At 52.9% G+C, this 22,317-nt stretch carries 25 protein-coding genes, 1 pseudogene and 1 other annotated feature; of the genes and pseudogenes, 6 read left to right on the forward strand and 20 right to left on the reverse strand.

Annotated features, from left to right (window positions below):
• Nucleotides 1–229 precede the first annotated feature (229 nt).
• The 19 genes from OCY70_RS35030 to OCY70_RS35120 form a co-directional block, all read right to left on the reverse strand.
• Nucleotides 230–835, reverse strand: coding sequence for a class I SAM-dependent methyltransferase (locus OCY70_RS35030; protein ID WP_213428365.1), 606 nt, complete (start codon nucleotides 833–835; stop codon nucleotides 230–232).
• A 196-nt stretch (nucleotides 836–1,031) separates the two neighbouring features.
• Nucleotides 1,032–1,397, reverse strand: a complete 366-nt coding sequence (gene rplL, locus OCY70_RS35035) for a 50S ribosomal protein L7/L12 (protein ID WP_168182402.1) — start codon at nucleotides 1,395–1,397, stop codon at nucleotides 1,032–1,034.
• A 70-nt stretch (nucleotides 1,398–1,467) separates the two neighbouring features.
• Nucleotides 1,468–1,971 carry a 50S ribosomal protein L10 gene (rplJ, locus tag OCY70_RS35040; RefSeq protein WP_213428364.1) on the reverse strand — a complete coding sequence of 168 codons (504 nt, stop codon included), beginning with the start codon at nucleotides 1,969–1,971 and terminating at the stop codon, nucleotides 1,468–1,470.
• Between the two features lie 60 nt (nucleotides 1,972–2,031).
• Nucleotides 2,032–2,196: a sequence feature (ribosomal protein L10 leader region), on the reverse strand.
• Between the two features lie 99 nt (nucleotides 2,197–2,295).
• Nucleotides 2,296–2,988 (reverse strand): 50S ribosomal protein L1, encoded by a 693-nt coding sequence (gene rplA / locus OCY70_RS35045; protein ID WP_213428363.1) that lies wholly within the window; start codon nucleotides 2,986–2,988, stop codon nucleotides 2,296–2,298.
• Between the two features lie 62 nt (nucleotides 2,989–3,050).
• A complete protein-coding gene (gene rplK / locus OCY70_RS35050) occupies nucleotides 3,051–3,476 on the reverse strand; it encodes a 50S ribosomal protein L11 (protein WP_213428362.1) in 426 nt (141 codons plus the stop codon).
• A 77-nt stretch (nucleotides 3,477–3,553) separates the two neighbouring features.
• The gene (nusG, locus tag OCY70_RS35055; RefSeq protein WP_213428361.1) at nucleotides 3,554–4,087 is read right to left on the reverse strand and encodes a transcription termination/antitermination protein NusG; all 534 of its coding nucleotides are present in this window, start codon (nucleotides 4,085–4,087) and stop codon (nucleotides 3,554–3,556) included.
• Between the two features lie 23 nt (nucleotides 4,088–4,110).
• On the reverse strand, nucleotides 4,111–4,302 hold the full coding sequence (secE, locus tag OCY70_RS35060) for a preprotein translocase subunit SecE (RefSeq protein WP_172879079.1): 192 nt from the start codon (nucleotides 4,300–4,302) through the stop codon (nucleotides 4,111–4,113).
• Between the two features lie 38 nt (nucleotides 4,303–4,340).
• Nucleotides 4,341–4,490 carry a 50S ribosomal protein L33 gene (gene rpmG / locus OCY70_RS35065; RefSeq protein WP_006676475.1) on the reverse strand — a complete coding sequence of 50 codons (150 nt, stop codon included), beginning with the start codon at nucleotides 4,488–4,490 and terminating at the stop codon, nucleotides 4,341–4,343.
• Nucleotides 4,491–4,957: 467 nt separating this feature from the next.
• On the reverse strand, nucleotides 4,958–5,617 hold the full coding sequence (sigH, locus tag OCY70_RS35070; protein WP_040730925.1) for an RNA polymerase sporulation sigma factor SigH: 660 nt from the start codon (nucleotides 5,615–5,617) through the stop codon (nucleotides 4,958–4,960).
• A 136-nt stretch (nucleotides 5,618–5,753) separates the two neighbouring features.
• A complete protein-coding gene (locus OCY70_RS35075; protein ID WP_261945397.1) occupies nucleotides 5,754–6,293 on the reverse strand; it encodes an NYN domain-containing protein in 540 nt (179 codons plus the stop codon).
• Between the two features lie 2 nt (nucleotides 6,294–6,295).
• Nucleotides 6,296–7,033 carry a 23S rRNA (guanosine(2251)-2'-O)-methyltransferase RlmB gene (gene rlmB, locus OCY70_RS35080; protein WP_213428359.1) on the reverse strand — a complete coding sequence of 246 codons (738 nt, stop codon included), beginning with the start codon at nucleotides 7,031–7,033 and terminating at the stop codon, nucleotides 6,296–6,298.
• Nucleotides 7,034–7,241: 208 nt separating this feature from the next.
• Nucleotides 7,242–7,781, reverse strand: coding sequence for a Mini-ribonuclease 3 (locus tag OCY70_RS35085; protein ID WP_249725116.1), 540 nt, complete (start codon nucleotides 7,779–7,781; stop codon nucleotides 7,242–7,244).
• Between the two features lie 11 nt (nucleotides 7,782–7,792).
• A complete protein-coding gene (cysS, locus tag OCY70_RS35090; RefSeq protein ID WP_213428358.1) occupies nucleotides 7,793–9,211 on the reverse strand; it encodes a cysteine--tRNA ligase in 1,419 nt (472 codons plus the stop codon).
• 37 nt (nucleotides 9,212–9,248) lie between these two features.
• The gene (gene cysE / locus OCY70_RS35095) at nucleotides 9,249–9,938 is read right to left on the reverse strand and encodes a serine O-acetyltransferase (RefSeq protein ID WP_213428357.1); all 690 of its coding nucleotides are present in this window, start codon (nucleotides 9,936–9,938) and stop codon (nucleotides 9,249–9,251) included.
• A 484-nt stretch (nucleotides 9,939–10,422) separates the two neighbouring features.
• Nucleotides 10,423–11,613, reverse strand: a complete 1,191-nt coding sequence (locus OCY70_RS35100) for an IS4 family transposase (protein ID WP_261945396.1) — start codon at nucleotides 11,611–11,613, stop codon at nucleotides 10,423–10,425.
• 917 nt (nucleotides 11,614–12,530) lie between these two features.
• The gene (gene gltX, locus OCY70_RS35105; RefSeq protein ID WP_213431272.1) at nucleotides 12,531–13,985 is read right to left on the reverse strand and encodes a glutamate--tRNA ligase; all 1,455 of its coding nucleotides are present in this window, start codon (nucleotides 13,983–13,985) and stop codon (nucleotides 12,531–12,533) included.
• Nucleotides 13,986–14,042: 57 nt separating this feature from the next.
• Nucleotides 14,043–14,525, reverse strand: coding sequence for a 2-C-methyl-D-erythritol 2,4-cyclodiphosphate synthase (ispF, locus tag OCY70_RS35110; protein WP_087444213.1), 483 nt, complete (start codon nucleotides 14,523–14,525; stop codon nucleotides 14,043–14,045).
• Nucleotides 14,526–14,558: 33 nt separating this feature from the next.
• The gene (gene ispD / locus OCY70_RS35115) at nucleotides 14,559–15,272 is read right to left on the reverse strand and encodes a 2-C-methyl-D-erythritol 4-phosphate cytidylyltransferase (protein WP_213431273.1); all 714 of its coding nucleotides are present in this window, start codon (nucleotides 15,270–15,272) and stop codon (nucleotides 14,559–14,561) included.
• Between the two features lie 42 nt (nucleotides 15,273–15,314).
• Nucleotides 15,315–16,406 (reverse strand): PIN/TRAM domain-containing protein, encoded by a 1,092-nt coding sequence (locus OCY70_RS35120; RefSeq protein WP_213431274.1) that lies wholly within the window; start codon nucleotides 16,404–16,406, stop codon nucleotides 15,315–15,317.
• A gap of 202 nt (nucleotides 16,407–16,608) precedes the next feature.
• Between OCY70_RS35120 and OCY70_RS35125 the strand changes: the two are divergent.
• Nucleotides 16,609–16,845 (forward strand): annotated as a pseudogene (locus OCY70_RS35125) (DUF1573 domain-containing protein); the annotation flags it as partial.
• A gap of 566 nt (nucleotides 16,846–17,411) precedes the next feature.
• Here the strand turns inward: OCY70_RS35125 and OCY70_RS35130 are convergent.
• Nucleotides 17,412–17,849 carry a helix-turn-helix domain-containing protein gene (locus OCY70_RS35130; protein ID WP_213430720.1) on the reverse strand — a complete coding sequence of 146 codons (438 nt, stop codon included), beginning with the start codon at nucleotides 17,847–17,849 and terminating at the stop codon, nucleotides 17,412–17,414.
• A 212-nt stretch (nucleotides 17,850–18,061) separates the two neighbouring features.
• Between OCY70_RS35130 and OCY70_RS35135 the strand changes: the two genes are divergently transcribed.
• The 5 genes from OCY70_RS35135 to OCY70_RS35155 all read left to right on the forward strand — a co-directional run bounded on the left by OCY70_RS35135 (nucleotide 18,062) and on the right by OCY70_RS35155 (nucleotide 22,219).
• Nucleotides 18,062–18,379: a hypothetical protein gene (locus OCY70_RS35135; RefSeq protein ID WP_261945210.1), complete on the forward strand. Its 318-nt coding sequence runs from the start codon at nucleotides 18,062–18,064 to the stop codon at nucleotides 18,377–18,379.
• Nucleotides 18,376–18,588, forward strand: coding sequence for a helix-turn-helix domain-containing protein (locus tag OCY70_RS35140; RefSeq protein WP_213431526.1), 213 nt, complete (start codon nucleotides 18,376–18,378; stop codon nucleotides 18,586–18,588). Before OCY70_RS35135 ends, OCY70_RS35140 begins: the two co-directional genes overlap by 4 nt.
• A gap of 176 nt (nucleotides 18,589–18,764) precedes the next feature.
• Nucleotides 18,765–20,840 carry a Mu transposase C-terminal domain-containing protein gene (locus tag OCY70_RS35145; protein ID WP_261945209.1) on the forward strand — a complete coding sequence of 692 codons (2,076 nt, stop codon included), beginning with the start codon at nucleotides 18,765–18,767 and terminating at the stop codon, nucleotides 20,838–20,840.
• A gap of 15 nt (nucleotides 20,841–20,855) precedes the next feature.
• A complete protein-coding gene (locus OCY70_RS35150) occupies nucleotides 20,856–21,836 on the forward strand; it encodes an AAA family ATPase (protein WP_261945208.1) in 981 nt (326 codons plus the stop codon).
• An 11-nt stretch (nucleotides 21,837–21,847) separates the two neighbouring features.
• A complete protein-coding gene (locus tag OCY70_RS35155; RefSeq protein ID WP_261945207.1) occupies nucleotides 21,848–22,219 on the forward strand; it encodes a hypothetical protein in 372 nt (123 codons plus the stop codon).
• Nucleotides 22,220–22,317: the final 98 nt, after the last annotated feature.

Below are 22,317 nucleotides of genomic sequence, written 5' to 3' on the forward strand. Positions count from 1 at the left end.
TTTCCGATGGACGCCGTTTCTCCGTGCCGTCGTTTCCTGTTGTAGAACATCCTTCATATCCGATAGACTTGCCCAAAATGTAAACATTATACTTCATTTCACGAAAATGTATTCGTCTTTTCAAAAAAAAGCTTGACATTTTGGTCATGTAAAGACATGAAGGCCATCCTAATACTGACATTTTATAATAATACCATAATGTGCATGTCGAGTCAACTTCGAATTTAAACTATTCTTTGACAGCCCGATAGATGCGGTACCCCTTCTCTTTGGCTGCCAGTTCCACTTGCTCCTCGCCGAACAGCTCCCGAAGCTTGGCTTCCGCGGAAGGCGCTCCCTGCTTCTTCTGAATCACGATCCACAGCGCTCCTCTAGCATTCAAATGACCGTGTGATTGTTCAAAAATCCGGTGCACGACTTCTTTGCCGGCTCGTATCGGCGGGTTCGTCAAAATGACATCGAAGGTTGACGAGCCGATGCCGTCCAATCCGTCGCTTTTCAGCACCGTCACATTGGTTATGCCGTTGCGCTTCGCATTTTCCCGGGCCAGCTCCAAGGCCCGTTCATTCACATCCACCATCGTCACATGCCCCTGTGGAGCGAGCTTGGCCGCCGCCATTCCGATCGGACCGTAGCCGCAGCCGACGTCAAGCACCTGCGCGCCGTCCGGAATGTCCATGTTCTCAATCAGCACGCGGCTTCCGAAGTCAACGCCGCCCTTCGAGAACACGCCGGCATCCGACACGAACTGCAGCGTATGCCCGCGCAGCTCCGCCTTCCAATATTGCCGATCATGCGGCGTATCCGGCCGGTGACTATAATAATGTCCCGTCAACTTCCACCCTCCTTCCTCTGCATTCAAAGTGCTGCTTGTTCATTGGCTAAGATGCGCTAGCCTCTGTGATGCTCTATCCCGGTCCTCTGTCCCGCGCCCGAAAAAGGCGGCAGAACTGGCGCGTCGTGACGTCGTATCCTAGACAACGAACCCCTTGAATGGTCTTCAAGGGGTTCCGCACTTCAGCAAGCAAATACTATTTCAGTTCTACAGTTGCGCCAGCTTCTTCGAGCTTCGCTTTTACTGCTTCTGCTTCTTCTTTGCTTACTTTTTCTTTCAATGGCTTTGGTGCGTTGTCTACGAGATCTTTCGCTTCTTTCAGGCCGAGACCTGTGATTTCGCGAACGACTTTGATGACGTTGATTTTGCCAGCGCCTGGGTTCGTCAGGATTACGTCGAACTCGGATTGCTCAGCTGCACCAGCATCGCCAGCGCCGCCAGCCATAACGGCTACAGGAGCTGCAGCTGTTACGCCGAATTCTTCTTCGATTGCTTTAACCAGGTCGTTCAGTTCCAATACGGACATGCCTTTGATGGCTTCCAAGATTTGCTCTTTGCTCATGGTTAAACCTCCATATTCATAGTAAGTTATAGTAGAAAATGTTCACGTTCCCGTATGGGCACGAAGTCTCTTACGCCTCTGCTTCTTGCTTCTCTGCGACCGCCTTGACGGCGAGCGCGAAGTTGCGCACAGGCGCTTGGAGCACGCTGAGCAACATGGACAGCAAGCCTTCGCGGGAAGGCAGTTCTGCCAGTGCCTTGATTTGAGCTACATCGACAACGCGGCCCTCGACCACGCCACCTTTGATCTCAAGAGCGTCATTTTTCTTCGCAAAATCGTTCAAAATCTTCGCAGGAGCTACTGCGTCTGCCGGACTGAAAGCGATAGCCGTCGGTCCGGACAACACTTGATCCAGCTCGGTCAATTCCGCTTCCGCTGTCGCGCGGCGAACCATCGTGTTTTTCAACACTTGGAACTCGATCCCTGCTTCGCGAAGCTGCTTGCGAAGTTCAGTCACTTGAGACACGTTCAAACCGCGATAGTCGGCAACAACCGTCGTTACGCTGCCACGCAATTTCTCTGCGATTGCTTGTACTTCTTGCTGTTTCGCTTCGATAACTTTTGCGTTTGCCACTCGATCCACCTCCTACAAGTTCTTATCTAACCGCATCCTGGACTATTATGTTCTACCTACACGAGCATAAGAAAAGCCTCTGCAGTAATCTACAGAGGCATCACGAATGCAGCGGCGCTTGATCACGCATGTTCCCATGCGCCACCGCATCTTCTATTTCGAACACCTCGGTAGGAGATTAAGCCTTACGGCACCTACTGTCTATGGTACGATTATTCAATTTCAACATACACGCGAATCTCACAACCTCATTAGAATACCATAGCCAATCAACCTGTGTCAACCTTAACTATAGCAGATGAAATATGCGAGATGCTGCCGAACTTAGCGATAGTTCGCTGTGTTCACGCGTGCGGCAGGTCCCATCGTGGAAGATACCGCGATGTTCTTCATGTATACGCCTTTGGACGCTGCCGGCTTCGCACGGTTCAGCGCGTCGATGAGTGCTTTCAGGTTTTCATTCAACTGTTCAGCACTGAAGGACGCTTTCCCGATAGGCGCATGAATTTGGCCTGCTCTGTCCAGACGGTACTCGATTTTACCTGCTTTGATCTCTTGGATCGCTTTGGCCACATCGAATGTAACCGTGCCGGCTTTCGGGTTAGGCATCAGGCCCTTACCGCCCAGGATACGGCCCAATTTACCTACTTCGCTCATCATGTCCGGTGTTGCCACGCAGACATCGAAGTCGAACCAGCCTTGCTGGATTTTGTTGATCATGTCCTGATCGCCTACAAAATCAGCGCCAGCCGCTTCCGCTTCTTTCGCTTTTTCGCCTTTTGCAAAGACGAGAACGCGTTTCGTCTTACCTGTTCCGTGAGGAAGCACGACTACCCCACGCACGTTTTGGTCCTGTTTGCGAGGGTCAACGCCCAGGCGCACAGCAACTTCGATCGTTTCGTCAAATTTAGCCGTAGCCGACTTTTTTACCAATTCAATGGCTTCCGCCGGCTCGTAAGTTGCATCTCTATCGATCAACTTCGCGGCTTCTTCATACTTCTTGCCACGTTTTGCCATGATTAAGTTCCTCCTTTGTGGTAATAGCGGTTGAACCTCCCACATCTGTCACGCAGACCCGATTAGTCTTCGATGACGATACCCATGCTGCGGGCTGTGCCTTCAACCATGCGCATAGCCGATTCTACGGATGCCGCATTCAGGTCTGGCATTTTTTGCTCAGCGATTTGGCGAACCGTGTCGCGCTTCACTGTAGCCACTTTCTTTTTGTTTGGCTCGCCGGAACCTTTTTCGATCTTGGAAGCCACTTTGAGCAATACTGCTGCCGGAGGCGTCTTCGTGATGAACGTAAAGGAGCGATCCTCGAATACTGTGATTTCGACAGGAATGATAAGGCCTGCTTGATCGGCAGTCTTCGCGTTGAATTCCTTACAGAACGCCATGATGTTCACGCCTGCTTGACCCAGTGCTGGACCGACCGGCGGCGCAGGATTCGCTTTCCCTGCAGGAATCTGCATTTTTACCACTTTGATGACTTTTTTTGCCATTGTCGTACACCTCCTTGCGCTAATATGTGAGTCCGGAGCAAGCTCCCCCTCACAACAGAAAACCTGTCAAAGATGTATTAAATCTTCTCCACCTGATGGTAATCCAGTTCAAGCGGGGTTTCCCTTCCAAACATGTTAACATGGACCTTCAACTTCGCTTTATCGAGAAGGATCTCTTCGACCGTGCCGACAAAGTTAGCGAAAGGCCCTACCTTAATGCGTACCGATTCCTTCAATTCGAAATCGACCTTCGGCTTCGGCTCTTCCATTCCCATCTGCCGCAATATCTGATCAACCTCTTCCGGCATCAGAGGAATCGGCTTGGAGCCGGATCCTGTGGAACCGACAAATCCAGTGACGCCCGGCGTGTTGCGGACAACATACCAGGATTCATCCGTCTGGATCATCTCAACCAAAACATAGCCAGGGTAAACCTTGCGCATGACGGTTTTTTTCTTGCCGTCTTTGTTCACCAATTCTTCTTCCATCGGAACAAGAACCCGGAATATCTTGTCTTCCATTCCCATGGATTCGACGCGCTTTTCCAGATTGGCTTTCACTTTGTTCTCATACCCGGAGTAGGTATGAACAACGTACCATCTCTTTTCCATAACCAAGCCACCTTGGGACTTTATTAAATAATCGCTTCGACGATCGCGGAAATGCCGATGTCAAGGACCCAGAAATAAAGCGTCATAAAGATAACCGTCCCCAATACGACCAGCGTATAGCTTGTCAGCTCTTTACGATTGGGCCAGCGAACTTTTTTTAATTCACCCCAGCTGTCGGCAAAGAAGGAAAACAATGAACTGAAAGGTTGTTTCAGTTTCCCGAAGAAAGCCACGGACTACACCTCCATCAGACTTATCTCGTTTCGCGATGAGAAGTATGCTCGTTGCAGAACTTGCAGAATTTCTTCAACTCAATGCGGTCTGGGTGATTGCGCTTGTTTTTTGTCGTCGTGTAGTTGCGTTGTTTGCAGCTCGTGCAAGCCATCGTAATAATTACCCGCATGTAGTACACCTCCTGAAGACACCTTATTGTGATAAGAAGCGTCGAAATTATAGTCTAACGAATACGGATACGCCCTCCTGCCCGATGACAGGGAGCTTCCGTTCCCGCAAGCTGAATAAGCCAGGCTTACTCAGTAATACGTACGCATATTTAGGCCTACCTAAAACACTTTATCACAAGGGTCAATTGAAGTCAATGAAAAGATAGCGCTGCTGTGGGGTTCGCAGGGCTTCCTCGCTATGCCGTAGAACAGCTGCTTGCCGGTAAATCCGCTCTATCGAAATCGACTATTATTCATTATTGTGGAATCTGAACAAATCTAAACCTGCGACGATGAGGCAATCGACAGACAATGCGATAGGGGCGTTCAGCAGAAGGGGCAGATTGGGTCAAAAAAGAAAGCGTCCGGCCTACTCCCCTCAGAGGATGTTCAACCCTGATTCTTATATAAGCCACAGACACTTCTTCTACTCTTCTCCGTCGCCGTCCCGCAGTTCCAGATAGCGCTCCAGCTTGCGCTTGACGCGCTGGAGGGCGTTGTCTATCGACTTGACATGGCGATCCAGATCAACGGCAATCTCCTGATAGGATCGGCCATCCAAATACAACATTAGCACTCTGCGCTCAAGATCGCTCAAGATCTCGGCCATCTTGTCTTCCAGTCCGACGAATTCTTCCTGATTGATAATCAGCTCTTCGGGATCCGACACGCGGGAGCCTCCGATAATATCAAGAAGCGTCCGGTCCGAATCCTCATCATAGATCGGCTTATCCAAGGATACATAGGAGTTCAATGGAATGTGCTTCTGGCGCGTTGCCGTCTTGATTGCGGTAATGATCTGCCTCGTGATGCACAGTTCGGCAAACGCCTTGAATGAAGCCAACTTATCGCCCTTGAAATCCCGGATTGACTTATATAATCCGATCATACCTTCTTGTACGATATCCTCGCGATCGGCTCCTATCAAAAAATAAGAGCGTGCCTTCGCACGTACGAAATTACGGTACTTGTTAATTAAATACTCTAGCGCTTCGCTGTCTCCCTCACGAACTGCGTCGACGAGAAGTTCATCCGACAACCGTTCGTACGGACAGGGGGTGCTCAATGCTCTGAGGTCAACACTCACTAGCAATCCCTCCGGCCTGCAACGCAATTCACCGTTACATCACAAATGATAGATTCAGTATATATGAATCTATCTCGCACCGTCAACCAAGGAAAGCCTTATCCGGCGCGGAATTCCAGCTATTCGACAAATTGTCCTAATCTTCTTCCCCCCGGCGCATCCGTTCGAGCTTCAGGAGCTGGTCGAGGCTGAGCTTTCCTTCCAGCGGATTGCGCTTCACCGGCTTCGTGGCATGCTCGCGAATCCGGCTCTCCACCTCCCGCCTCGATTGCTCCACGATAATCCGAAGCTCTCGGGCCGATATGCGCAGCGCGCCGAGGCCGAGGACGACGCGCTGCTCGGTCATATCCGAAGTGGCCACATAGATCTGGCGCCGGCGGTGGGAGAGCTCCTTGACGAGCCGCTCGATGCATTCGTCCGCCGTTTCCTTCTCCTTCGTGAAGTAGACTTCGATCTTGCCCTGCGTGTAGGTGGCTCCCAGTCCGGGGACGCGGTAGGCGTCGAAGACGGCGATGACCCGCCGGCCGGAATACGCCTGGTACTCCGCCAGGTTGTCCAGCAGGCGATCGCGCGCGTCCTCGAGCCTCCGGTCTGCCAGCTGCTTCAGCTCGTGCCAGGCGCCGATCATATTGTAGCCATCGACCAACAGCACGTCGCGCCAATCTTGCTGCCGCATTCTCAGCCGCGGCGCCGGCGCACGACCTCATACATGAATATCCCGGCGGCGACCGACGCATTTAACGAATTGATCTGTCCGGCCATCGGAAGCTTCAGCAGCGCATCGCAGGTCTGCTTGACGAGGCGGCCCATGCCCTTGCTCTCATTCCCGATGACCAGCGCGAGCGGCATCGTGAACAGGTCCGTCTCGTACAGGTCCTGGGTCGCGGACACATCCGTTCCGACGAGCCAGATGCCCCGCTCCTTCAACTGCTCCATCGTCTGCGCCAGATTCGTTACCCGCGCGACCGGCACATATTCTACGGCGCCGGCGGATGTTTTGGATACGGTGGCGGTCAAGCCGACCGAACGCCGCTTCGGAATGATGACGCCATGCGCTCCCGTGCAGTCCGCCGTCCGCAGAATCGAGCCGAGATTATGCGGATCCTCGATCTCGTCGAGGATCAGGAGGAACGGCGTCTCTCCCTTCGCTTCCGCCCGGGCGAGGATGTCGTCCACTTCCGCATAGCCGTAAGCGGCTACCTGGGCGACAACCCCTTGATGCTGGACACCCTCCGCCATCTGATCGAGCTTGCGCTTGTCCGCGGTCTGAACGATAACGCCCGCTTTCTTCGCTTCGGCGATAATCGGCTGCGTCAGATGCTTCTGCGCATTGTCCGCAATCCATATTTTATGAATGGTACGGCCGGAGCGGAGCGCCTCGGTGACCGAGTGCTTCCCGGCAATGTATTCTTCCATGTCTATGCTGCCTCCCGTAATGTTGCTTCCTATTGCCGTTCAATCGGCTTATTCCGGGTTGTCCCGGCTGTCCCGGCTGGTCCCGGCTGTCCCAGGTTGGCCCCGTTGTCCCGGGTGGGCCCGGATATCCCGGCCCGCCGGCTTGCCCGAATGTCAGCCTCCCGAACGAACATCGAGCCCGCAGCCCCAGCCGCCCAGCTGCGGCCGCCTATTCCGGCTTCCCATGCGCATCCGTCTGTGACGGCGCTTCTTCCTCCGGCGCCTGCACGACAATCTCGGCCAGCTCCCGAATGCGGCCGCCGCGGCCGCTGAAATACAAGTAACCGAACAGCGCCTCCAGCGCCGTCGCCTGGCGGTACTCATTCACATTGGCGCTCTTCGGCACCGCAGATTTGGCATTGCGCCCCTGGCGGACAATGTCCGCCTCCTCCGGCGTCAGCAGCGGCGCCAGGCGCGCAAGCGCCCGCGCCTGCGACTTGGCCGACACGTAACGTGTCGCCTGCCGGTGCAGCACCTGCGGGCGATGGTTCGGCATAGAGATGAGATACTGGCGGATCGCCATCTCATAGACCGCATCGCCCATATACGCCAGCACGATCGGCGGCAGCAGCTTCGGCTCCTTCGCGGGCGGGTAAGGGAACAGCCATGTTCCCCCCGCCTCTGCGCCGTCCGGTCGCACGGTCTTCATTCCCCGTTCCTCATTGTCATTCATCACGTCTGTTGCTCCGTCCTTCGCATCCGGCTGCACTCGCGGCTCCCTCATTTGCGGCGCCAACGGATGCCTTGCGGCGTATCTTCCAGGATAATGCCCTGGGCGGTCAGCATATCGCGAATCTCATCGGCGCGCGCCCAGTTCTTCGCCTTGCGCGCTTCGGTGCGCTCTTGAATCAGGCGGTCGATCTCCTCGTCAAGCAGCTCCTCTTCCTCCTGCTCCGGAACGAGACCGAGCACATTATTCATCGCCTCGATCGCATCGAGCAGCGCTTGCAGATTCGCCGTCCGCCGCTCGTCCTCGCTTCCCTGCTGCATTGTGCTGTTCGCCAGGTTCACCCAATCGAACATGGCCGTAATCGCATCGGCCGTATTGAAGTCATCCTGCATCTTCGCGTCGAACGTATCGAGGATGCCGGCCAGCTTCTGCTGCACAGCCTCGTCCGGGTCCCGCTCCGCCGCGTCCTCCGCCGACTTGAGCAGATGGCGGAGATTCTGAACCGCGTTGACGATGCGGCCCACGCTCTTCTCGGCCTGCATCATCGCTTCCTCGCTGAAATTGAGCGGATTGCGGTAATGGGTGGCGAGGATGAAGTAGCGGATCGCCTCCATCTTGTAGCGCGCGCGGAGCTCCTTGACGATGACGCCGTTGCCGAGCGATTTCGACATTTTTTCGTTGTTGATATGAATGTACCCGTTATGCATCCAAATATTCGCGAGCGGCTTGCCGGTCAGCGATTCGGATTGCGCCACTTCGCACTCGTGATGCGGGAACTGCAAATCCTGGCCTCCGCCGTGAATATCCAACGTATCGCCCAAAAATTTGCGCGCCATGGCGGAGCATTCGATATGCCACCCCGGACGGCCCTCGCCCCATGGGCTCTGCCAGGAGATCTCTCCCGGCTTCGCCGCCTTCCAGAGCACGAAATCTTCCGGATTCTCCTTCCGCTCATCGACCTCGACCCGGATGCCGTGCTGCAGCTCCTCAAGGTTCTGATGGGACAGCTTGCCGTATTCTTTGAACCGGTTCGTGCGGAAATAGACATCCTTGCCGGATTCATACGCATAGCCTTCCTCCACCAGATTGGCGATGAAGGCGATAATTTCCTCGATATGATCGAGCACGCGCGGGTTATGCGTCGCGCGCCGCACGCCGAGGCCGTCGATATCCTCGTAGAATGCCTGGATGAACCGCTCCGCGATGACAGGCACGGGATCGCCCGTCTCAATGGACTTGCGGATAAGGCGATCGTCCACGTCGGTGAAGTTCACGACATAATTCACCTCATAGCCGATCTGTTCCAAATAGCGCCGCACCACATCGAATACGATCTGGGGCCTGGCATTTCCGATATGAATATAATCGTACACGGTCGGGCCGCACACATACATGTTCACCTTATCCGGATGCACCGGAACGAACGTTTCTTTGCGGCGCGTCATCGTGTTGTAAATCTGAAGCGTCATGTTGAGTTAACCTCCCTGTTTCATATGCCCGTTCGGGCTATTGCCGTTGCGCAAGCTCCGCAGCCCCCTCGCGAAGGGCTGCCGTCTCCTGCTTTTGTTGCTCAAGCTCCGCCCGCAGGGAATCGATCTCCCGCTGCATCCCGCGCAGCATGTCGACGACCGGATCCGGAAGCTGGGCATGGTTGAGCCGGTCGATGCGGACGCCGTCCTGCTTCACGATCCGGCCCGGGATGCCGACGACCGTGCAGTTGGCCGGCACCTCCCGCAGGACGACGGAGTTGGCCCCGATATTCGAATTATCGCCGACCTTGAACGAACCGAGCACCTTGGCCCCGGAGGCGATAACGACGTTGTTCCCGATCGTCGGGTGGCGCTTGCCTTTCTCCTTGCCGGTACCGCCAAGCGTGACGCCTTGATAGATCACGACATCGTTCCCGATCTCGCAGGTCTCGCCAATCACGACCCCCATGCCGTGGTCGATGAACAGCCGTTCCCCGATGCGGGCGCCGGGGTGAATCTCAATGCCCGTGAAGAAGCGGCTTACCTGGGAGATGATGCGGGCGATCGTGAACCAGCGGTGCTTATAGAACCAGTGCGCCACCAGATGGGCCCAGATCGCGTGCAGGCCGGAATACGTAAAAATCACTTCAAATCGGCTGCGTGCCGCCGGGTCGTTCTCGAATACGGCCCGGATGTCGGATTGCATTCTTCGGTAGATGCGTCGCATGACCCGTCCCCCTCTTCTTTATCGGCTTGATTCGTTCATAATGCGGTGGCCGGAGAACACGATGTTCGGGATTTTCGCATGCGTGTACTCCAAACGCGGACTTCAAACGTGTAGTCCAATCGTGTAATCCAATCGTGTAATCCAATCGTGTAATCCAATCGTGTAATCCAAACATGTAATCCAAACGTGTGCCAAAATACTGTAAAATTACATGATTTTCATCAACACCGGTGTGCGGATTAGTGAATACTGCAAATATACAGGAATTCTGTCGGTTATCGCTTGGACTGATCCAGATCCGGGGAAAATACTGTACTTTTGCACTAGCGTTGCATCGAGCGGTTAGTTCATAATCTAATTTCAATTAACATCAATATATGATATATATTTACATTTGCGATGTCCGCGCTAAGTCTAAAAAAGTCGAGCTGGAAACAGACCCTACGCGTTATCCATTATATGTAAAAATCGTTTTCGTTTGTCATTACGTCACAATCAGTCTCGGTTTCATCGACTTTGTTGCCTTTTTCGGACGTCTCCCATTTCGCTTTGGTCGACCTCTAGATGTTCGAGTCGGCTTGCGGTTGAGTGCAGCGATCAAATTTTCCCATGGTTTTTCCGCATAGATGCGAATCAACTGGAGGAGGTCCCATGTCGACTTTTTACAGTCCAGTGTTAATTTAATCAGCAAACAGAGAGCATACGCGATTAAAGCAATATACATTTGGTTCCAAATCGCTTCGGCCGTATAACCGTGGGGTTTTACCAATCGAATATGCTGCTTGACCCATTTAAAAAACAACTCAATATGCCAGCGATTTCGATAAATCTCGGCAATTTGATGTGCGGATAAGTCAAATCGATTCGTTACAATTCGATAGGTACGCCCTTGGTCATCCTTAAACTCAATCAAACGCAGAACCGCTGGCAGCTCCGGCATCGTCACATCAGCATCAAGGATAAACCCATTCTGCCTTTTGGGGAGGTCTCTTTTTCTGATGATCGTTAACCGGCTCTTTTGCTTGACGCGGCAAACAAATTTAATCTTATCCTCTACCCATTTCTGAAAATGGTCGTATACCTGGTATCCTCGGTCCATCACGTAGGTCGCATCTTTATCCACTGTAAATTCCAACACGACTTCATGATCGGCTACATCTTTGGTTGAAGCGACGATCTTGTCTGGATACATCGTTTTGGAGTCCGCAACGACCAAGGAGGTGTGCATCTTCACGCCATGGCTACTTTTGGAACAATAGGACCATTTCGCGAGAATGGGAGGTAGTGTAATTCCCGATGAATCGATTAGCTTGAGTTTCCCAATACCAGGCGTAATGCCGCGTTTCCCTTTTGTAAGTTGCTTGATTCGATCAATGAGCGAGAAAAAGAGCGTCTGAAGATACTCCATAGGCAGCCGTTTCAGCTTCCGCGATAGTTGAGAAGCGCTTATGCTCTTGAGACCCAGAAGATCTTGAAATTCAGGATTAGCCGCTACATGCTCTGACATGACTTTGTATGAGTCTCGTTGCTGAAGCTGTGCCTCTACAAATAAGAGTGTCGAAGAGCCGACAAACAGCTTTTGGTCCCGGTAATCCAATGACTCGTGTCGAGTAGAATGGACATGTAACCATTTTAGGCATTGACAAATGACGTTATGATTCGGTACGTTATCCATAAGAAATCTCCTTTGTTGAGGCGTTTTATGGATAACGTTAGGGTAACTCAACAATAGGAGATTTCTTTATTTTTGTCCATGAATATAGTTCAATAAGTTACAAATATAGAGACTTATGGGATAGAAATTTTCGTAAAAAGATTGATGCAACGCTAGTGGTACTTTTGCAGCTTTTCTTGCGATTTCCCGATCCGTGGCGCTAAATTGCTGCATTTTCGCAGGATTGACGACAGTCCAGAACGAGTTGCCGGCCTACAGACACAAGCAGGCTCACGGCCCACAGACCAGAGCAGGCCACCGGTGCACTCGGCCACTCGGCCCCTTCGAGCCCTTCATACAAAAAACGCCCCCGCAGCCGGTATCGGCTGCAGAGGCGCAAGGCGCGGTTCCACTCTGCCTAGACAGCGATGAGGCGCCGGCAGCCCTTATCACAGGATCCGGCTGCGCGAACGGATATCACTATCCATCTTCACTGTCCCGTAACGCGGACAACCCGCCGCCCCCTACCCGTGCCGGTGCACGCTCAAGGACGGAGCTTCCGGGCGCAGCGCGCCAGCCGGGAACCGGAACGACTTGCAGCCTGCCAGGCCTTGGCTGTCCGCCGCGTCCTGCCGGTCGTTCTCTCTGTGCGGTTCGGTATCGCTGACGCTCTCCCGTTCAACGCCTTTTTTTGGATGATTCGACTTCCTGTCGTCAATCTTGGATCATCGTCTATTCTAACTCATACTAACTATCCCAATATCCTGATGCTTCTCAGTATATCGGATCGGTCCGCCGGCTGACAATAAGAAGTTGGCCCCTTGGAGGTTAGCCCTTAGAGAGAGCCGACCGTTATGCGCCTTGGCCGAGACGGCCCCGCATCTGCTCTCCACGCAGCGACGCTTCCGCACCTGCACGTCTAGGCGCTGCCGGCCCGCCTACGCGCCTTGGCGGAGACGGTTCAGTACCGTCTCTTTGCCGAGCAGCACGATCGTCTCGTTCAGATCCCGCCCGTGCATCTGGCCGGATACGGCGACGCGGACCGGCATGAACAGCCCTTTGCCCTTGGCGCCGGTCTCCTTCTGCACTTCCTTCAGCGCCGCCTTGATCATGTCGGCGTCCCACGCCTCCGCCGCTTCGAGCTTGGCATGCAGCGCCTGCAGCACCGCCGGAACCTGCGGCTCCTCGAGGACAGCCTTCGCCTCTTCGTCTATCGCCAGCTCTTCGCGGAAGAACATCTCCGACAGTTCGACGATGTCCGAAGCGCAGGTCATCTGCTCCTGATACAGCTTCACGAGCGCCTTCGCCCAAGCCTGCTGCTCTTCGCTCAGCGTCTGCGGCAAGCGTCCCGCCTTCTGCAAGTGCGGGATGGCAAGCGCGGCAATCCGCTCCGGATCCGCCTGCTTCATGTACACGTTATTCAAGTGAGCCAATTTGTTCGTATCGAATACGGCCGGGCTCTTCGACAGCCGATTCGCATCGAAGATCCGAATCAGCTCCTCGCGGGAGAAAATCTCCTCTTCCCCTTCCGGCGACCAGCCAAGCAGCGCGATGAAATTCAGCATCGCTTCCGGCAAATAGCCGAGCTGTTCGTACTGCTCCATGAACTGGATAATCGACTCGTCCCGCTTGCTCAGCTTCTTCCGGTTCTCGTTCACGATGAGCGTCATATGCCCGAACACCGGCGCTTCCCAGCCGAACGCTTCGTAAATCATCAATTGGCGCAGCGTGTTGGTGATATGATCCTCGCCGCGCAGCACATGCGAGATGCGCATCAAGTAATCATCGAGCACGACCGCGAAGTTATAGGTCGGAATGCCGTCCTTCTTCACGATGACCCAGTCGCCGGTCGTCTCGGAATCGAACGTAATCTCGCCCTTGACGAGATCGTTGAATGTATAGGAGCGCTGCTCCGGCACCCGGAAGCGAATGCTCGGCTGGCGGCCTTCCGCTTCCAGGCGCGCCCGGTCCTCCGCCGTCAGATGGCGGCAGGTGCCCGCATACTTCGGCGTCTCCCCTCGCGCCATCTGGGCTTCCCGCTCCGCCTCCAGCTCCTGCTCCGTGCAGTAGCAGCGATACGCGAGACCGCGCTCCAGCAGCTCGTCCACATGCTTGTTATAAATAGCGAGACGCTCGGTCTGACGGTACGGCCCGTACTCGCCGCCGACATCGACGCTCTCGTCCCAATCCATGCCGAGCCATTTCATATACTTGAACTGATTCTCTTCGCCGCCTTCCACATTGCGCTTCACGTCCGTATCCTCGATGCGGACGATAAAGTCTCCGCCGTGATGGCGTGCGAATAAATAGTTGAATAATGCCGTGCGCGCATTGCCGATATGCAGATGTCCTGTCGGACTTGGCGCATACCGGACACGAATGTCGTTGCTCATACGAATTCCCCTCCGGACACATTGCCTAGTCTTGATCTATCCAATTATGATACCATATCACTGCGAAACGTGAAATAAGCACACAACCGCTTGCGCCGCGATGCCTTCTCCCCGTCCCGTGAAGCCGAGCTGCTCGGTTGTCGTCGCCTTGACGTTGATCTGCGACACGTCCGCTTCCAGAAGACGCGCCAGATTGGCGGCCATCTCCGGCACATACGGCAGCATCTTCGGCTTCTGCGCGATAATCGTGCAGTCGAGGTTGCCGAGCCGGTAGCCCCGCTCCTTGGCCAACGCCCATACCTTCTCCAGCAGGACGCTGCTGTCCGCGTCCTTGTAGGCTTCGTCCGTATCCGGGAAGTGCTTGCCGATATCGCCCAGCCCGAGCGCCCCGAGCACCGCATCGCTGACCGTATGCAGCAGCACGTCCGCATCGGAGTGCCCCAGCAGCCCTTTGTCATACGGAATATGTACGCCTCCGATAATGCAAGGACGGCCTTCCACCAATTGGTGCACGTCGAAGCCTTGTCCTACTCGTATCATGTTCTGCCTCTCCCTTCGTCATTCCATCCGGTCTTACCGCTCTTCCCCTGGCGCCGCCGCACGGCGGGCGAGCCACCAGGACGCCCACTCCAGATCGTCGGGCGTCGTCAGCTTCACATTCGTGTACTCCCCTTCCACGATGCGCACCTGCATCCCGGCCCGCTCCGCCAGCATCGCATCGTCGGTGCCGATGAATCCGTCCGCGGCGGCCTGTTCATGCGCAGCCATCACGTCGGCAAGACGAAAAGCCTGTGGGGTCTGAATCGCCCACAAGCTGCGTCGGTCCGGCGTCGCCGTAATGACGCCTCCGTTCACCTGCTTAATCGTATCCTTCACCGGCACGGCCAGAACGGCCGCCCCATGCTCTCTGGCAGCCCGGTAGCATGCCTCCACGCTGCCCGTCTCCACGAACGGGCGCACGCCGTCGTGAATCAGCACGTAGTCCAGGCCGAGCGCCCGGACCGCCTGGAGCCCGGCATACACGGAATGCTGCCGCTCCGCGCCGCCGGGGACGATGGCCTGGACCTTGTCCAAGCCGTATTCCTCCTGCCAAGCGGCGCAGCGGGCCGTATCCTCCGGGGAGACGACCCAGACGATGGCATCGCATGCGTGCATCGTCTGGAACCGCTCCAGCGTATGTATAATGACCGGCTTGTCCAGCAGCGGCAAATATTGCTTGCTCTCCGCGGCGCCCATGCGCGAGCCTCTGCCGGCCGCCACGATAACCACTCCAAAGCCCTGTTCCATCCCTGTCAACCTCCATGATGGTGCTCTTCCCATCATACCTGTTTATTGGGCTTTTTCCAACAGTTTTGGCTTGGCAAAAATCATGCGTCCGGCCGACGTCTGCAGCACGCTCGTCACGAGCACCTCCATCGTCATGCCGATATACTCGCGCCCGCCTTCGACGACGATCATCGTGCCGTCATCCAGATAAGCGACGCCTTGGCCATGCTCCTTGCCGTCCTTGATGACCTGGACGACGATTTCCTCTCCCGGCAGGACAACCGGCTTGACCGCATTGGCCAGGTCGTTGATGTTCAGGACCGATACGCCCTGCAACTCGCATACTTTGTTCAGGTTGAAGTCGTTCGTGACCACTTTGCCTTTCAACACTTTGGCCAGCTTCACCAGCTTGCTGTCCACCTCGGAGATCTCCTCGAAGTCTCCTTCGTAGATCAGCACCTTCACTTCCAGCTCTTTTTGGATCTTATTCAAAATATCCAAGCCTCTCCGGCCGCGGTTCCGCTTCAGCAAATCCGATGAGTCGGCGATATGCTGCAGCTCCTCCAGCACGAATTCCGGGATGACGATCGTCCCTTCTATGAATCCGGTCTTGCAGATGTCGGCGATACGGCCGTCGATAATGACGCTCGTGTCCAATATTTTATGCTCTTCGACGCGCAGCTCCTCTTCCTCCGCCACCGGCTCGCTCAGCCACGGCAGGGCGGCGATCCATTCCGCCATATCCTGCTGCTTCATCAGCGCAATCTGCAGGCCCGTGCTGGCGAACAGCACCAGCAGAACGGCCGACAGCATCAGCCCGGCGCTTCCGAATTCACGGAGCAGCGGCGTCAGCAGCGCGGCGAAGCAGATTCCGGCGAAAGCGCCCGCCGTCCCCGTAACCAAGGTTCCTGTGGACACGAGCGCGATGCGCTCCCGCCATTCATTCCAGCTTTTTGCCAACGGCATATAAAGTACACGACTGATTACAAATAAGCAAAATGCCCCGCCCAACGCCCATGCGAGCCGGCCGGCAGATAGTCCCGGATTCGCCAATCCCGTGAAGCCCATGGTCTGGGCGTACCAATAGCCATGGAGCTCCCAACCGGCCCAGGCGCCGATAACGCCCGCCATTCCGGTAAACCAACGTTTGAACATGTGCGTCCACCTCCTCACTTTCAATCGATTTCCTTACAATTATGGCCCAAGCTCCCGGCTCCTAATCGTTCATTTCCATATTTTACTGCCTGTCCAAGTTGAAATCTGGTAATTCAGAGACGTATAATGGACATGAAACCGTGTTGTGAGCGATTTATGCGGGCTTTGCGCCGCATCATATCAAGAATAGAGGTGGATGGAAATGAGTACTCCCAATTTGCAAGCGCTCCAAGAGCAAGTAGCCGATCTTGTACTGCGACACCGGAGCCTGTTGGACATTCTGTCCAAGTACGGCCAGTCCGACGCCTCGGTTAACCGTGCCGTGACGAAGGCAATCACTGAATGCGGATGCCTGGAGGTTCACGCCAAGCGGCAGCCTTACAGAGCAGAGATGGACGTGGAGGAAGCTCGCCAGTCCCTCGAAAGCCATGTACACGGCTGTACTCTCTCAGAATAAATGACAAAGACAAAGGGACAAAAAAGAACCGGGAAAACGAGGGAAACATCGATACTACCGGGGATTATGCGGGATTAAGTGAATAAAAGTTGAGACACAAATGATGAAAGAATAAATAAACGTCTTCACGAAGAAGAAATTCAAAAAAAATGCGCGGAAGCCTTGATGTATCAAGGTTATCGGCGTTTTTTTGTGCTTCATTTGGAATTTATCATTGATGGAGTGCCTCGGAAAGAAGCTTCTCGTGATAACGCGCGTCATTTTCGACGTCGCCGTGCGTTATAGGAGACTAAAAAAACGAAAAAAACCCGGCAACATCAAGGCTTCGGCGGATTAACGGCTTCGCTACACGTGCGTTAAAGATTTTCGGACCAGGCCGCTAAAAATACAAAAAACATCGTTGAATCAAAGGGACATTTCGGACAATTCAGTTAAAGTGTGTCCCATTGCACTTATGGCGCGGGTTACGCTCCATTTTTATAAACAAAAAAATGCGTACTGCAATGGGACAAAAAATGATGTGAAATCCTATCATTTTACGCAAAAAATTAAGCAGTTCTACTGGCTGCTTCTTCTCTTCCGTCTCCATTCTTCGAGTATGATTGTTTGCTAGAACTGACAGAATCCTTTGCTGCCAGCATTTCGTCGATGTGCCCCTCTATCTTCCCTTTTTGCCTTTCCCCTAATTGATGAAACTTTGCCAACAGTTCTAAGTCCTCTGATTCGATATCGAAACCAGGCGGAAACTTTTTAGGTTCGTCATTTTGTTCTGATATCGTAACATTATTTTTCCCAAAAAGAAGCCAGTCCGCAGACACATTAAATATTTTGCATATAGCGATAATCGTTTGTGCGGATGGTTCATAATTATCACTTTCATAATTACTGATGTTTCCCTTCTTTTTTCCTATCAGTTCAGCCATCTTCTCTTGTGTAAGCTGGTGCTTGTCTCTTAAAAAACGCAATCTCTTCCCGATTGTTTCCATAACGGAACCCTCCCTTAAATAAGGTTATGAAATCGAATCATTTATCGTTGACATGTTACGATATCGAAACTATAATGATGATAGATAGTAAATCATATCAAAATCTTAGCACACAACTTGAGTCGAAAACATACGAATTACCTGCTCTTTGAAAACTAAATAAGCAAGGGATTCACAGATTAATCACTTCAATTGGAAAGGAGGAATGAAATGTGAGTTCCAGTTTGAGTAAAACACTAAAGGAACAAATCGAATCCACTGACACGATTATTCGTGAATTAGTGGGAAGTGTAGATGTTTCGTCGGCTGGAAATGAGGTAGTAATAGCTACTGCACAAGGGAGCGCCCTTGATGCATATGGCGATATGTTGGCAGCCCATGAGCGTGAACTCGTTGAGGAACTGCGACGGCTGGTGCTGGAGTATAGCGCCAAAATCGCTGCAAACCGCCAGTTACAACGGGCGATAGGGCGAGAGGCTGAAAGACGGGAAATCATCAAAGAACGAATTAAAGCAGGTGAGCATATATGAAAAAACGCAAACTATCACCTATCGGTGTAACCATCAAAAAGCGCCTCGCAGAAATGAATATGACGCAATATGAACTAGCGGCCCAGGTAGGAACGAACAGTAACTATATCTACCTGATTATGATTGGGGAACGTTCTGGAAAAAGCTTCATCCCTAAGCTAGCTCAAGTCCTTGGCATAGAATTACATGAGCTTAGCAGAACGGCTTAGAACATCACAGAGAAGGACAAGTGGAGGAACATGGTCATCAGGAGGCTAAAATCGATGGGTGCAATAAATGAAGAGAGCGTCCCCCCTCCAAGGTCGACGCTCTCCAAGCAACCCATCAAAAAACTTATCTCCTCCATTGTAGCATGAACGGATTCACTTGGAAAGGAGGAACAAGCTTGTCGGAAATATACATTACCCTGGAAGTGGCCGCCGGGCTTGAGGGCGTGAGCTACGAGTCAGTAAAGAAGAAAGTGCAAAGGAACCCGGAGGCTTTCAAGGCAAAGAAAGAGGCTGCCGCAAGTGGTGGAAAGGAACGTGTCCTTATTGCAATGTCCACGCTGAGCAAGAAGGCCAGACAGGCTTATAAGCATGTTACAGGCATTGAAGGCGCAGATGTCATTATCAAGGAACATGTCAATGAAAAGGAAATACCGTGGTACATCGATGTTGATCCTGCTGAATACATCGAGAAGCACGGTAAGTCATATTACGAAGCGGTCGAGTTGGCAAAGGTCATCCGCGAGTTTCTCAACTATGGAGACCGTGACCGGACTGAATTTGCGGTCAGTATCGCGGAAGCAAACGGAATGAGTCAGCGCACGCTCTATCGGTATGCACAAAGCTATTTGGAAGCAAGTGCCTGGGCGCTGAAGATGAGCAAACAGGACGGGAAAAATTATGACTTTTTCAAGGTTCTGGCACTCTGCCGTAAGCCTAAGCAGAAAAACACATTTCCGTCACTTACGCCGGAGGTCAGAGCTTTCATCGAAAATTTATGGTTTGAACCCGCGTTTGCGAGCAATAACGGAACGATTGAAATGCTCTACAGCAAACTTATGAAGATTGGATCAATGCATAGCTGGGACATCCCATCATATCCAACGGTGGCCCGCTATATCGGATATCTGATGAATGTAAAGCGTGGCAAAAATGCGCGTCTACTTGCCGAAAAAGGCATGCGTGAATTTAAGAATCAGCGAATGGTCAAAGCGTCTCGGAATACAAAAGCGTTGCCAGTTATGGGGCTTGTACAAGGCGACGAGCATACATTCGATGTTTGGGTGAAATATACATACCCGAATGGCAAGACCAAGGCCATCCGCCCGCAGCTCGTCGCATGGCTAGATACACGAAGCCGCTGCATCGTTGGCGATGTAATTTGTGTCAAGGCAAATTCGCAAGTGCTGAAGCAGTCGCTGCTCAACATGATATACGCCGATATTGGCGGCGTGCCAGAATGGCTGCTTATTGACAACGGGAAAGACTACACCGCCGAGACGATGACCGGGCGTAAGCGAAATGAACGCGTCAGCTTCGACAGCGAGACCAAAGGCTTTTATCGTAGCATCGGCATCAAGGATGACATGCGCAGCCTGCCATACCAACCTTGGTCGAAGGCACAAGTCGAGCGGTTTTTTGGCACGCTGATTAGCAAGTTCGAGAAGTGGCTGGGAAGCTACACGGGTACGCTCACAGGTTCGAAGACAGCGGCGAAAGTGGACAAGGACATCAAGAAGATGCTCGAACGTGACGAATTGCTGACACTGGATGAATTTTATGCTCTATGGTGCGAGTGGCGCGACGAGTACCATCGTTCATTCCATAGTGGACTCAAGGGACAAGGCGATAAGTGGCATACGCCTCTGGAAGTGTTTTGGAACGCCGACCGCTATGTCAAAGCGCCGCCGCCAAAGTCCTACGCAACGATATTGATGATGAAGGCGGAACGCGTCCTTGTCCGGAACATTGGAATTAAAAAGTTTGGATATGAGTACCGCGCCGATGAACTCTGCCATTATATCGGGGACAAAGTTGACATCAAATGGGACCCGAATGATGTGACAAAGCTCTATGTGTATACCGTTGACGGGCAAAAAATTTGCGAGGCGTACAGTCAAGAATTGCTACTCATCGCCCCGAAAATGCCGCAAAAGGCACTGGAAGATCACCTGAAAATGCAGAAGCGTCAGCTCCGCCAGACGATGGATGACCTGACATACTACACGACGCCATTAGAAGAACGCGATCCTCAGTATCAAGGATATGGAAACGACGTAGCCGGGTTCATTTTCAAAAATGAGGCTGAGGCAGCACCGAAGCAGAACACGAAGCTGGTCGCATTGCCGGACGATCAGCAATTCCGGGAAGAGCTGCGATCCAGAAAAACAGCCAAAGCAGGAAAAGACGATGCAGATGACTTTTACCAACGGCAAGCGGAGAAAGCCCTCGCGGCGCTCCGTAAACTTGGATAATTGGAGGGAACGAACATGGAAGCAGTGGCATTTTATCCGGTTCAAGGTGGCACACCAACAGCCCTTGCAGCACAGGTTAAAAATATGATGGACAAAAACGGCATGACAATTACGGAGCTGGCGCGAGAAATCAATTATTCTCGCTCGGCCCTCTCACAATATCTGAGCGGTAAATACTCTTCCGATCCTACTGACATCGAGCAGGCAATAACGAACTTCATCTCCGCACAAGGCGAAGAAGTGGCGGCAGCCATCGAGCAAACAGGCACGATGCGACTTGCCAAGCCTGCATTCGTTGAGAGTCGGGACGCAACGGCAATCATCGGGGCTTGCCAATCCTGCCAGTCATTTACCGGGCTTGGAATTGTGGTTGGGAAGTCGGGATACGGCAAGACTCATACGCTCAAGTATTATGCGCGGTCTCCTAAAGTTGCTTATATCGAATGCGACGATACGATGGCGCAACGCGATCTGGTTAAGGCCATCGAAAGAGCTCTCGGCCTACCCGTTGGCTATGGCACGATATGGGAACGGGTGAACGGTATCCGTGAATTTTTCAACTGCAATCCGGGCTACTTGCTCATTATCGACGAAGCGGACAAGCTTGTTAGCAAGTATTCACAGAAAAAAATGGAGATCCTGCGTGCCATCTTCGACCAGTCAGATGTGGGAATGATTATCGCCGGGGAACCGAAGCTTGAAGCGCAAATCAAGGGCTATATCAGCCGTTTTGCGAACCGGGTAGATTTCTATGTGTCACTGAAGGGACTATCCGCTAACGAGGTTCGCAGCTACCTACAAAACTTCAACTTCGAAGAAAATGCCATTCAGGAGATGATTGTCCGTGCAACTAACAACAAAAACGGATGCTTCCGCTTACTCGACCGGACGCTGAACAACATCTTGCGCATATTAAACATGCACGGCTCCGCTGAAGGGGCTCCCCTAATTACCGTCGACATTATCGCTAAGGCCAGCAACATGATGATGCTGTAGGGGGGATGACGATGTGGAGATATGAATACTCGAATCATTCAGTGGCACGCTTGTTCCGTTTCTTACAGCATGTGATGCTTCCCGTCCCGGTACGTCCAGCCGCTATCGTGTCGGGGTTGACAGAGGACGAAGTCCGTATTGCCTTGAGGGATTCACCTGATTACATCGTTGACGATGAGGGCATCCGTAGCAGAGATCCATATGAAAAGGCGTTGATGGATATGCGGCAGCGGCTAGGTGAGGAATTGACCGTTCTGGAAGCGTGCTGGCTTTATCGTGAACTGCATTATGCATTTCATGTGGCTGCTGGCAGGCTTGTGAATACATTTATGGAGGAGCAGAGGCATGAAGAAGCCGTCAAGACTAGCACTTTTAATCGGTGAGCTAACGCTTGAGCAGGTTGTCACATTGTATGACCTGCACCGGATTGCAATCCCCTGTGAGGATGGTACGCCAGTAGAAGACATGATTGAGGAGGATG

The sequence above is a fragment of the Paenibacillus melissococcoides genome, from assembly GCA_944800085.1.
Classification (GTDB): domain Bacteria; phylum Bacillota; class Bacilli; order Paenibacillales; family Paenibacillaceae; genus Paenibacillus_B; species Paenibacillus_B melissococcoides.